Source organism: Enterobacter sp. N18-03635 (assembly GCF_004006055.1).
Taxonomy (GTDB): Bacteria; Pseudomonadota; Gammaproteobacteria; order Enterobacterales; family Enterobacteriaceae; genus Enterobacter; species Enterobacter vonholyi.
Genome location: NZ_CP034769.1, coordinates 3,671,161 through 3,683,503 on the forward strand (window position 1 = coordinate 3,671,161; position 12,343 = coordinate 3,683,503).

The 12,343-nt window shown below is 57.7% G+C and carries 9 protein-coding genes; 3 read left to right on the top strand and 6 right to left on the bottom strand.

The annotated features are described in order from the left end of the window. Window positions 1-12: 12 nt before the first annotated feature. Complete coding sequence (cysI, locus tag ELK40_RS18310) at window positions 13-1,725, bottom strand: assimilatory sulfite reductase (NADPH) hemoprotein subunit (RefSeq protein WP_008499617.1); 1,713 nt, start codon at window positions 1,723-1,725, stop codon at window positions 13-15. Further along, complete coding sequence (cysJ, locus tag ELK40_RS18315) at window positions 1,725-3,530, bottom strand: NADPH-dependent assimilatory sulfite reductase flavoprotein subunit (protein ID WP_127732160.1); 1,806 nt, start codon at window positions 3,528-3,530, stop codon at window positions 1,725-1,727. The genes cysI and cysJ overlap by 1 nt, the downstream gene beginning before the upstream one ends. Window positions 3,531-3,836: 306 nt before the next feature. Here cysJ and queD point away from each other — a divergent pair, with 306 nt between their 5' ends. Beyond that, complete coding sequence (gene queD / locus ELK40_RS18320) at window positions 3,837-4,199, top strand: 6-carboxytetrahydropterin synthase QueD (RefSeq protein ID WP_111965448.1); 363 nt, start codon at window positions 3,837-3,839, stop codon at window positions 4,197-4,199. On the opposite strand, the gene ELK40_RS18325 is transcribed toward queD, so the two are convergent. Next, window positions 4,184-6,532 carry a helix-turn-helix domain-containing protein gene (locus ELK40_RS18325; RefSeq protein WP_127732162.1) on the bottom strand — a complete coding sequence of 783 codons (2,349 nt, stop codon included), beginning with the start codon at window positions 6,530-6,532 and terminating at the stop codon, window positions 4,184-4,186. The two genes, queD and ELK40_RS18325, sit on opposite strands and share 16 nt — an antisense overlap. 171 nt (window positions 6,533-6,703) lie before the next feature. Here ELK40_RS18325 and ELK40_RS18330 point away from each other — a divergent pair, with 171 nt between their 5' ends. After that, entirely contained in the window at window positions 6,704-7,873 is a 1,170-nt protein-coding gene (locus ELK40_RS18330; RefSeq protein ID WP_127732164.1) for a M20 aminoacylase family protein, read from the top strand. Window positions 7,874-7,900: 27 nt separating this feature from the next. Next, window positions 7,901-9,298 (top strand): MFS transporter, encoded by a 1,398-nt coding sequence (locus ELK40_RS18335; RefSeq protein ID WP_127732166.1) that lies wholly within the window; start codon window positions 7,901-7,903, stop codon window positions 9,296-9,298. 17 nt (window positions 9,299-9,315) lie between these two features. On the opposite strand, the gene queE is transcribed toward ELK40_RS18335, so the two are convergent. The 3 genes from queE to ELK40_RS18350 are packed head-to-tail and all read right to left on the bottom strand — an operon-like array spanning window position 9,316 to window position 12,308. Beyond that, window positions 9,316-9,987, bottom strand: a complete 672-nt coding sequence (gene queE, locus ELK40_RS18340; RefSeq protein WP_023333236.1) for a 7-carboxy-7-deazaguanine synthase QueE — start codon at window positions 9,985-9,987, stop codon at window positions 9,316-9,318. Between the two features lie 54 nt (window positions 9,988-10,041). Then, window positions 10,042-10,749 carry an N-acetylmannosamine-6-phosphate 2-epimerase gene (locus tag ELK40_RS18345; RefSeq protein ID WP_115876178.1) on the bottom strand — a complete coding sequence of 236 codons (708 nt, stop codon included), beginning with the start codon at window positions 10,747-10,749 and terminating at the stop codon, window positions 10,042-10,044. Then, window positions 10,749-12,308 carry a PTS transporter subunit EIIC gene (locus ELK40_RS18350; protein WP_127732168.1) on the bottom strand — a complete coding sequence of 520 codons (1,560 nt, stop codon included), beginning with the start codon at window positions 12,306-12,308 and terminating at the stop codon, window positions 10,749-10,751. The genes ELK40_RS18345 and ELK40_RS18350 overlap by 1 nt, the downstream gene beginning before the upstream one ends. Window positions 12,309-12,343 lie beyond the last annotated feature (35 nt).

The following is a 12,343-nucleotide window of genomic DNA, read 5'->3' on the forward strand; positions in this document are numbered from 1 at the left end:
TACCTCTCGTGGTTACTCCCAGAAATCCCTTGCGGGATCGAGCACCGGGCGAATGATGCCCGCACGCACCGTAAAGTCGCCGAAGCCTTCACCCGCTTCGCGCTCTTTCGCCCAGCGCCCGACAAGCTCGTCGATGGAATCAAGAATTTCCGGCTCGGTGATGTTCTCGCGGAACATGCGCGGAATGCGCGTGCCGATACGGTTACCGCCCAGATGCAGGTTATAGCGCCCCGGCGCTTTCCCCACCAGACCGAGCTCGGCCAGCATCGCGCGACCGCAGCCGTTCGGACAACCGGTGACGCGCATAACAATATGCTCGTCCGGAATGCCGTGTTTTTCCAGAATCGCTTCCACTTTGTCGGTAAACGACGGCAGGAAACGTTCCGCTTCGGCCATCGCCAGCGGGCAGGTCGGGAACGATACGCAGGCCATCGAGTTTTCACGCTGCGGCTTAACCGCATCCATTAACCCGTGTTCGCGCGCCAGCTTCTCGATCTTCGCCTTCTGGCTTTCCGGCACGCCGGCAATAATCAGGTTCTGGTTAGCGGTAATGCGGAACTCACCTTTGTGGATCTTCGCAATTTCCAGCAGACCGGTTTTCAGCGGACGTCCCGGATAATCCAGAATACGGCCGTTTTCAATAAACAGCGTCAGGTGCCATTTATTGTCGATGCCTTTTACCCAGCCAATGCGATCGCCGCGACCGGTGAATTCGTAAGGGCGGATCGGCTCAAATTTGATGCCCGCACGACGCTCCACCTCCGCTTTGAACGTCTCCACGCCCACGCGCTCCAGGGTGTATTTGGTTTTCGCGTTTTTACGATCGGTACGGTTACCCCAGTCGCGCTGGGTCGTCACCACCGCTTCCGCCACGGCCAGCGTATGCTCGAGCGGCAGGAAGCCGAACTCGCTCGCGGTACGGGCGTAGGTTTTCTTGTTACCGTGTTCGATGGACAGGCCGCCGCCCACCAGCAGGTTAAAGCCCACCAGCTTGCCGTTTTCGGCTATCGCCACGAAGTTCATGTCGTTGGCGTGCAGGTCGATATCGTTCTGCGGCGGGATCACTACCGTGGTTTTAAACTTGCGCGGCAGGTAGGTCTGGCCAAGGATCGGCTCTTCGTCGGTGGTCGCGACTTTTTCCTGATCGAGCCAAATCTCGGCATAGGCGCGCGTACGCGGCAGCAGGTGCTCAGAGATCTTCTTCGCCCACTCGTAGGCTTCGGCGTGCAGCTCGGACTCATACGGGTTCGAGGTGCAGAGCACGTTACGGTTCATGTCGTTGGCGGTCGCCAGCGCGTCCAGCCCGACCGAGTGCAGCATCTGGTGCACCGGCTTGACGTTCTTCTTCAGAATGCCGTGGAACTGGAAGGTCTGACGGTTGGTCAGACGAATGCTGCCATAAATCGTGTTTTCACCGGCAAACTTGTCGATCGCCTGCCACTGTTTGGTGGTAATCACCCCACCCGGCAGACGGCAGCGCAGCAGCATCGCGTGACGCGGCTCCAGCTTCTGCTCGGCACGCTCGGCACGGATGTCGCGGTCGTCCTGCTGATACATGCCGTGGAAGCGGATCAGCAGGAAGTTGTCGCCTTTGAAACCGCCGGTGAGACCGTCATTCAGATCTTCAGCAATGGTGCCGCGCAGATAGTTGCTTTCCAGCTTCATGCGCTCGGCGTCTGTCAGTTTACCTTCGACCACCAGTGGCCCTGGATGTTTTTCGCTCATTAGTAGACATCTCGCTGATAACGGCGCTCAACGCGCAGCTCACTTAAAAATTCATCCGCCGTTTCGGCATCCATACCGCCGAATTCGGCAATCACTTCCAGCAGTGCCTGCTCAACGTCTTTCGCCATGCGATTGGCGTCGCCGCAGACATAAATGTGGGCACCGTCATTGATCCAGCGCCACAGCTCTGCGCCCTGTTCGCGCAGTTTGTCTTGTACGTATACTTTTTCTTTCTGGTCGCGGGACCAGGCCAGATCGATGCGGGTCAGTACGCCTTCTTTCACATAGCGCTGCCACTCAACCTGGTAGAGGAAATCTTCGGTAAAGTGCGGATTGCCGAAGAACAGCCAGTTCTTACCCGACGCGCCGTCTGCCGCGCGCTGCTGCATGAAGGCGCGGAACGGCGCAATGCCGGTGCCCGGGCCAATCATGATGACCGGTGTTTCCGGGTTTGCCGGCAGGCGGAAGTTGTCGTTGTGCTCGATAAAAACGCGCACTTCGCCCTCTTCTTCCACGCGATCGGCCAGGAAGCTCGACGCCCCACCCGCGCGCGCGCGGCCTTCGATGTCGTAGCGCACCACGCCGACGGTAACATGCACTTCACTCTCCACTTCGGCCTGCGAAGAGGCGATGGAGTAGAGGCGCGGGGTTAGCGGACGCAGCAGGCCGATCAGCGCATCGGCATCCAGCTGAGCCGGAGAGAAACGCACCATATCGACAATCGGCGTCGTCGCGGCGTAATGCTGCAGTTTCGCCTTGTCGCCCACCAGCGGCAGCAGGGATTCGCTGCGCGTTAAGGTGGCATAATTTTCGACGATATTCGGGGTGTTCACCGTCAGTTCAAAATGCCACTGCAGCGCCTCGGATAACGGCAGCGATTTGCCGTCAACGGTCACAGGCTCGTCGCCTTTCAGCCACAGCAGCTCAACCAGCTCTTTCACCAGCGCCGGATCGTTCTGATACCAGACGCCCAGCGCATCGCCAGGCTGATAGCGCAGCCCCGAGTCGCCTAAATCGATTTCGATATGACGCACGTCTTTTTCTGAGTCGCGGCCGGTAATTTTCTGGTTCACCGACAGGCTCGCCGTCAGCGGCGCCTCTTTGGTGTACGGGCTGGTGTGGATGTCGTTGACAGCACCCGTCGCGGTGAACGCGGCCTGTGCCGACGTCTCTTTCGGCACGCGCGCTTTTAGCACTTCAACGATGCGGGCGCGCCATTCAGCGGCGGCGGTCTGGTATTCGACATCCGCATCAACGCGGTCCAGCAGACGCTCCGCGCCCAGCTCCGCCAGCCTGCTGTCGAAGTCTTTGCCGGACTGGCAGAAGAATTCATAGGAGGTATCGCCCAGGCCAAAGACGGCAAACGCCGTCCCATCCAGCTTCGGCGCTTTTTTCGAGAACAGGAACTTATGCAGCGCCACCGCTTCTTCAGCAGGTTCACCTTCACCTTGCGTAGAGGCGACCACCACCAGCAGTTTTTCCGACGCGATTTGCTTGAATTTATAATCCCCGGCGTTGACCAGGTTCACGTTCAGTTTAGCGGCCAGCAGGTCGTCGCGCAGCGCTTCGGCCACGCGGCGGGCGTTGCCCGTCTGCGAGGCGGAAATCAGGGTAATGGCCGGAATCTCAACGGCCGTAGCCGGTGCACCCGCCACAGCGCCAGGCTGCTGATTGAGCATTCCCCAGAAATAACCGGAGACCCAGGCAAGCTGAGTGGGAGAAAAATCAGAGGTGGCAGCCTGAAGGCGCGCCAGTTGCTCCGGGTTCAGGGGAAGCAAATTTGAAGGTGGGGCCTGTGTTGTCATGCGTCGTTATGTTCCAGTAGCCAAGCGGACTTTAAGCGAATAAATCCAAACTGAAGATAAGGTTAACGGCGAGGATAATAACAATTAAAGAAGGGATGGAAATAATAAATAACCAAATGGACTAACCTGTTTTGGTTGTCATGCTTAGCGATAAAACCGATTAAATAATTATTTGAAATATAAGAACAAATAGCGATAAACACCCCGAATACGAGGCGGTGGACGCTCAGAGCCGTTTTAGTTAATGCTAAAAATTGTGCTTTCCGGTACTATGCGGCGGTTTTTTCCGCATTACTGAGAGCGATCATGTCCACCACACTGTTTAAAGATTTCACCTTCGAAGCCGCCCACCACCTTCCGCATGTCCCTGAAGGACATAAATGTGGCCGTCTGCACGGGCATTCGTTCATGGTGCGTCTTGAGATCACCGGTGAAGTTGATCCGCATACCGGTTGGATCATGGATTTTGCCGAGCTGAAGGCGGCGTTTAAGCCGACCTACGATCGTCTGGATCACTACTACCTGAATGAGATCCCGGGACTTGAAAACCCGACCAGCGAAGTGCTGGCAAAATGGATTTGGGATCAGATGAAGCCGCTGGTACCGCTGCTGAGCGCGGTGATGATCAAAGAGACCTGCACCGCGGGCTGCATTTATCGCGGGGAGTGATTCTCCTCTTCCCCACGCACGTTTAGCGGCGTGAACTCATAGAGCACAAGCGCGTTACTTTCCAGCGATTCAGTAATTTGCCAGCCGTCATAAAGCCGTTCATCGCGTAAGGAAAGCGTTGGGCGCGCTTTGTGCGCAATCCAGCGCCACATCTCCTCATCAGGCCCGCTGTCGCTGTGTACTCCTTCCAGCAACGGATAGAGCGCACCGTTGTGCCGATCGAACAAATGGCTCTTAACGCGCCAGTGACCGCGCATTCCTCGTAGCTCAAGATGATACTGCTGGCGAAAACGCTGAATAAAGGCCTCCTCGCTGGAGAGCAGAGGATTGAAGACCACCACGTTACGCAACAGCAGCTGATATCGCCCCTGATGGCGGAGCAGCAGCACGCTCTTGTCGTTAACGAGCACCTCTCCCCGCAGACGCTGCCACAGCCAGAGTACCCAATAGATGGGCCGTGGAAGGCCGTGATTATATTGAAGCGCAAGGCTTGATGTATCGAGGGTGTTGTTCGCCCTCGCTTCCCCCTGTAAACCAGAATTAAGCCAGAATCCCGCCAGCCATACCTGTTCTGAAAGCCCGAGCAGATTCTGCATCAACAGCGCACCGCGAAAAAACCAGCCGTTGGTCGCCCGCGTATTCCCCGTAAGAGTGTTCCATGAGAGTAACCATACCGGCAGCGTCCGCTGCCGCTGGCGAAGGGCGGCGAGGATCTGGCGGACCTTTAGCACCGGGTAATTTTCAGAAGAGGAAAGATGCGCGGGATCCAGCTGCGCCAGATCGAGCAGCTCGTTGGCATCTGCCGGACATGCGAGGAAATCAGCCTCGTCCAGAATGTCAGAACGGAACAGCGCGTCACCGCTCAGCTCGCTACCAACGGGAGAGAAGCGATGCCACACCCCCAATTTTGCCTGCGGAAGGTAGGCCCTCAGCGCCGCCCGCTGCGCCCGCCAGGCGTGCTCCTGGGTTTCCGCGTTTGCCTGGGGAGACCAGTGCATGACGACGTGCCAGCCAGCGGTAATGTCGGGCAAAAATCGGTTAACCGAAAGCTGCAAAAAGCGCGTCAGGAGATCGCATCGGGTAGTGACCCCCGTGTGCAGCAGGACCGTCCAGCCTTTTTTCGCCACCCAGGTAAACAATTGCTGCAGATGATACCAACAGGCGTAGCCCGCCATTTGGGGATCGTCCCATCCCGTAGCGAACAGACGGCTGCTGAGAAAAGGTTCGGCGATATCAATGCCCTCAATCGGGATCGCCTCGTGTAGCGCCTCCAGATGCCGACGAACATCCTCTCGCAGCAAATCGTCTAGCTCGCGCAGGGTGATGACCAGCCGCGTGCGGCGCAGCGCGGAAGAGAGCGGATAAAGCTGCTGCACATCCAGTATCCGCTCCTGACACGGGGAGTAGGTTAGCGGCGAGGGTTCCCAACCGCGGGTCTCAGCGTCGTTAAGCAGGCTAAATAACGTATCCACCGCAACAGGGAAACGCTGTTCATCCACCGTCGTGCGCGGGCGGAACGCAAGGGGACGATGACGCCCGGCCTTACGAAACTCACCCGGAGACATATTGTGATAGCGCTGGAAACTATCGGTCATCATACGTGTGCTGGCAAATCCGTTCTCCAGCGCAATCTGATGCAGAGGGCGGCTGGTGAGACACAGGGCGTCAGCCGCTTTTTCCAGCCGCAGGGCAGTGATGTACTGCATAAAACTGGCTCCCGTCTCTTTTCGAAAGAGACGAGAGAGCCACGCTTCTGAGACGAACTCACTCTCTGCGATTTCGGCCAACGTAATGCGGCGGGTGTAGCTGGCGTCGATCCGCTCCAGTACACGGGCGATGCGCTTGCTTACGTTGGCGTGCTGGTTCCGGGGTTTCTGGCGGACGGGCTGCTGAAAGCGACCAATCAGCAGCAGCAGGATCTCGCTCAGCCAGCGATTCGCCTCCAGCCGGTAGCGATGCGGATCGTTGACGAGCGTCACCACCAGCAGCTGGCGCAGCAGGTGCCGAAGCTCGTCACACTGCGGCCAGCGCCCGCCTGACTCCTCCGGAACCGCATAATCATGGGCAAAAAAATCATTGTACAGCTGGATTACCCAGCGTCCGGATAGAACGACACGCAGAGTCACATTCGCGTTCTGGCTGATAAGCCTCCATCGCTGATGGCGGTTTATCACTACAAGGCCATTTGTCGGAACCCTTACTTGTCCCGCCTCGGTTTGCAGTTCAGCTTGCCCTTCCAGCACCCACAGTATCGTCAGCAAATCGCCTTCATCCTGCGCGAACAGGCGAATGTCCTCAACGGCTATCGCAAACTCATTTCCACGATGTTCCATTCGCCCCCTCCACGAAGACAAAAAATGAAGCACTCTTTTTTGTCATAACCGAATCGTATGAAAAACAATCAGAAAAAAGGCGTCGATTTACAACAAAAAAGGACATTTTCCGGCAATGCGATCGACATAAACTCGAAACTAACACCATTTGGCAGGAAAAGGATAACAAAAATGACACATCCAATTGTTGACGCGCTGCGAGGCTCCGAGGCTCAGTTCACTGAATTACGCCGCGAGTTTCACCGACATCCCGAAACAGGCTTCGAGGAGCACAAAACCAGCGACCGCGTCGCGTCACTCCTGGAGCAGTGGGGCTATGAGGTCAACCGGGGAATGGCCAAAACCGGGGTGGTCGGCACCCTTAAGGTAGGAAACGGCAGCAAACGTCTGGGCCTGCGCGCCGATATGGATGCGCTGCCGATGCAGGAAAATAGCGGCAAAGCGTGGAGCAGCACGGTTGAAGGTAAATTTCACGGCTGCGGGCACGATGGCCACACCACTACCCTGCTTTATGCCGCAGAGTATCTGGCCCGAACCCGCAACTTTAGCGGCACGCTGCATCTGATTTTTCAGCCAGCCGAAGAGCTGCTGTATGGCGGGCGCGTCATGGTTGAAGATGGCCTGTTTGAACAATTCCCCTGCGACCATATTTTTGGCCTGCACAACATGCCCTCCCAGCCGCTTGGGAAAATTGGCCTGCGCGATGGCGCCATGATGGCCTCCTCTGACACCGTTCATATTGAGGTGAACGGCGTAGGGGGTCACGGCGCCGTTCCGGAACACACCGTTGATGCCACGCTGGTTGCCTGCCATATCACCCTCGCCCTGCAGTCGATTGTGTCGAGGAATATCACCCCATTCCAGCCGGTCGTCGTAACCGTGGGCAGCATCCAGGCGGGACATGCCCCGAATATTATCAACGATAAGGTATTAATGAAGCTGACCGTGCGCACGCTGGACGAAGCGGTGCGTCAAACCGTCCTGCAGCGAATCCACGACATTGCCGTGGCACAGGCTGAAAGCTTCAACGCCACGGCCACGATTCGTCACGTCAACGGCAGCCCGGTGCTGCGCAATAGCCCGCAGGCCAATGACATGGTGCGCACGGTGGCGACCGACCTGTTCGGTCAGGATGCCGTCGCGTCGGTGAATGCTTTTATGGGAAGCGAAGATTTTGCGTTCATGCTCGAGAAAAACCCCAACGGCTGTTACTTCACCCTCGGCGCTGGCGATGAGCCGGACCGCTGCATGGTGCATAACCCAGGCTACGACTTTAACGACAAGCTTCTGCTTACCGGCGCGGCACTCTGGAGTGCGTTGACCGAGCACTATCTGCGCTGATTCGCACCAACCCCGGAGGGCCGCACGATGAGTACCGTACCCCTGACAGGCACACCGTCCTACGCCGGTAACGATCGGCTGCTGGCCGGTATTGTGATGAGCGTTCTGACCTTCTGGTTATTTGCGCAGTCGGTGATAAACGTTGTCCCGGCAATGAAAAACAGCCTCGCTATCTCCCTTGAAACCCTCACGCTGGCGGTCAGCCTTAGCGCCTTGTTCAGCGGCTGTTTTGTCGTTGCCTGCGGCGGCTTTGCCGATAAGTTTGGCCGCGTGCGTATGACCTACATTGGCCTCGCGCTGAGCATCATCGGCAGCGCCCTGCTTTTTTTCTCGTGGGAGCCGGTTCTGTTTCTGCTGGGGAGAGCGATACAGGGGCTGTCAGCGGCCTGCATCATGCCCGCCACCCTGGCGCTGATTAAAACCTGGTATCAAGGCAACGCTCGCCAGCGGGCAATCAGCTTTTGGGTGATTGGTTCATGGGGCGGCAGCGGGCTGAGCTCGTTTGTCGGCGGCGCCATCGCCACCACGCTCGGCTGGCGATGGATCTTTATTTTTTCCATGCTGGTGGCGACGATGGCACTCCTGCTGATCCGCGGCACGCCGGAAAGCCGAAGCGACGGCGCACGTCGCCATAAGCTGGATATTGGCGGCCTGGTGAGTTTTGTCCTTATGCTGGTGCTGCTGAACCTGTTTATTAGCAAAGGCCACGGTTGGGGCTGGAGCAGCGGCCTGTCGCTGCTGGTGCTGGGGGGCGCCGCGCTGGCAGCGGCCTGCTTTGTGCTCACCGGGCGACGCAAGGGTGACGCGGCGCTGATTGATTTTGCCCTGTTTAAAAACCGGGCCTACAGCGCCTCGGTATTCTCTAACTTTTTGCTCAACGGCTGCATTGGCACCATGATGATCGCCAGCATCTGGCTGCAGCAGGGCCACCGTCTGTCGCCATTGCAAACCGGCATGATGACGCTGGGGTATCTGATTACCGTGCTGGCGATAATCCGGGTAGGGGAAAAGCTGCTTCAGCGCTACGGCGCGCGCCTGCCGATGATGACCGGGCCGCTGCTGACCGCAACGGGCATCACGCTCATCTCCTGCACGTTTTTAAGCAAGGAGATCTACATCGTCACCGTCTTTCTCAGTAACATTTTATTTGGTCTGGGGCTGGGATGTTACGCCACGCCGTCAACAGATACGGCGGTGATGAACGCGCCAGAAAACAAAGTCGGGGTGGCCTCGGGGGTGTACAAAATGGGCAGCTCGCTGGGGGGAGCGATGGGGATCGCGGTTACCGCATCGCTCTATGCGCTGCTGCTGCCGCTGGGCATGGCCAGCGCCGCACAGTATGCCCTCCTTTTCAACAGCGCGATGTGTCTCGCTTCGGTGGGAGTGACCTGGGCGTTACTCCCTTCAGGTCGGGCCCCGCGATAGGCGGGGCCACGAAAGGGTCAGGCAATATTCAGGTACTTGTGCGTCTGCATCGACAGGCGCCAGTTGCGCGCAATACAGGTTTCAATGCACAGGCGCGTCGCGTCGTCTTTCTGGCTGATCGGCTGTAGCGCAATGACGCGCTGCTTTTCATCCGTCAGCGTTGCCAGCAGTTCATCCAGCGCTTCGATATCACGCACGCGCCCAACCGGGTGCTTAATCTCATCCGCGCGTTCCAGCGCCTGAGACAGCACGTCATACCCGCCGCGCATATTCACTTTTGGCGATACCGTCACCCAGGTGGTGTGTGAACAGCGCACTTCATGGGTGCCGCTGGTTTCAATCTGGCAGCTGTAGCCGTTCTTTTCGAGCAGCTCGGTCAGCGGCGTCAGATCGTGGATGCAGGGTTCACCGCCGGTGATCACCACGTGACGCGCCGTCCAGCCCTGACGACCAATAATGGCCAGCAGATCTTCTGAACTGCCCGCGCCCCACTTATCGCTCTCTTTGGTTTTCGCCAGAATGCTAAACAGCGACACTTCCCGATCTGCGAGCTTATCCCACGTATGTTTGGTATCACACCAGGCACAGCCAACCGGGCATCCCTGTAAACGAATGAAAATAGCGGGAACGCCGGTAAAGTAACCCTCGCCTTGCAGGGTCTGGAACATCTCGTTAATCGGGTACTGCATAGTCATCTCAGTAAAGGGGATAAACGATAAGTATCGCAGATCCCCGCCGGATGGTCATGCTCCATCGGTGCTTTGCGCGCCAATCGCCGCCATAAAACGCTCGGTAATTTGCTGTGGACGGGTGATCGCACCGCCGACAACGACAGTATGCGCGCCCAGCGCCAGGCATCTGGCCGCGCGTTCAGGCGTATCCACGTTGCCTTCGGCAACCACGGGAACCGTCACGGCGGCCAGCACGGCCTTCAGGAACGCGCAGTCGTTCTCCGGAAGCGAATGGCCCACCGTTTCCGCCGTGTAGCCGTAAAGCGTGGTGCCGACGCAGTCGAAGCCCAGCGCCTGCGCCGTCACGGCTTCGTCCACGGAGGAGATATCCGCCATCAGCAGCACCGCGGGATAGCGTGAGCGGATGCGCGTGACCAGCGTTTCCAGTAATTCCCCACCAGGACGCTCCCGCGCCGTCGCATCAAGCGCAATGATTTCCGGAGAGACGGCCATGAGCTCATCCACCTCTTTCATTGTCGCGGTGATAAATACCTCACTTTCCGGGTAATCCCGTTTGATGATGCCGATAACAGGCAAAGAGACCTGCTGCTTAATGGCCTCGATATCCACCACGCTGTTGGCACGAATTGCGGCGGCCCCGCCCTGTGCCGCTGCCAGCGCCATTCGCGACATAATAAACGGGCTATGCAGCGGTTCATTTTCCAGCGCCTGACAGGAGACGACCAGTTTTCCCTTCAGGGTATCCAGTACAGTTTTCATTACGATAAGATCTCTTCCACTTCGTTTTTGATAATCGTGACGTGCGGGCCATAGATGACCTGAACACCGTTGCCGCGCACGATAACGCCGCGCGCCCCGGTGGCTTTCAGCGCCGAGTCATTCACTTTGCTGCCGTCCTTGACCGTAACGCGAAGACGCGTGGCGCAGCAGTCCACCTCTTCCAGATTGTCTTTTCCGCCTAATCCGGCGATCACCGCAGCGGCGCGTTCGTTTTGCGGCAGGCTGACCTCGTCAGCCATCGCCTCCTTTTCCCGACCCGGCGTGGCAAAATCAAAACGGTTAATCAGATAGCGGAAGGTAAAGTAGTAAAGGAAGAACCACGGTACGCCGACCAGCGGTACGAACATCCAGTTGGTTTTGGCCTCTCCCTGTAAAATGCCGAACAGCACGAAGTCGATGAAGCCGCCGGAGAAGGTTTGCCCGATGGTGATATGCAGCATGTGCGCGAGCATGAATGCCAGCCCGTCAAACAGCGCATGGATGACGTAAAGCACCGGCGCAATAAACAGGAAGGAGAACTCAATAGGCTCGGTAATCCCGGTAAGGAACGAGGTTAACGCCGCAGAGAGCAGCAGCCCGGCAACGCGCTTTTTGTTCTCGGGTTTTGCCGTGTGGTACATCGCCAGACACGCGCCGAGCAGGCCAAACATCATCGTAATAAAGCGCCCGGACATGAAGCGTGACGTGCCCTCATAGAAATGCTGCGTGTTCGGGTCGGCCAGCTGGGCGAAGAAGATCCGCTGCGTGCCTTCCACGAGGTGTCCGTTGACGATTTCACTCCCGCCAAGCGCGGTGGTCCAGAAAGGTAAATAGAAGATGTGGTGCAAACCAAACGGGCCCAGCATGCGGAGAATAAAGCCGTACAGCAGGGTGCCCAGATAACCCGTAGCATCCACCAGCCCGCCCAGACCAAAAATCAGCTTCTGGAAATGCGGCCAGACCACGGTCATGAGCGCACCGACGAGTATCGCCGCCAGGGAGCTGATAATGGGGACAAAGCGCGAGCCGCCAAAAAAGCCCAGGAACTGCGGAAGCGCAATTTTATTAAACCGATGATGGAGCGCGCAGGTCACCAGTCCAATCATCACGCCGCCAAACACGCCGGTTTCCAGCGTCTGAATACCCAGCGTCATGCCCTGCCCCACGGCCCCCGGGTTCTCATGCGCCAGTTTGCCGGTGAGGATCAGCAGCGCGTTGATGGTGGCATTCATCACCAGAAACGCGAGTAATGCCGCCAGCCCGGCCGTGCCCTTATCGCTTTTTGCCAGCCCGACGGCCACCCCAACGGCAAACAGCACCGAGAGGTTCGCAAACACGATGGATCCAGCGCTGCTCATGATGGTGAAAATGGCCTGCAGCCAGCTCACGTCTAAAAACGGATAGGCTGCCAGCGTGTTGGGATTCGATAACGCGCCGCCTATCCCCAGCAGCAGACCCGCCGCAGGCAACACGGCAATCGGCAACATAAAGGATTTGCCAAAGCGCTGCGCTTTTTCAAACCATCCTCCTGAAGAAGCCCCACTGAATATTTGCATCATTTTTTCATCCCCTTATTAAACGATGAAAATTTTTA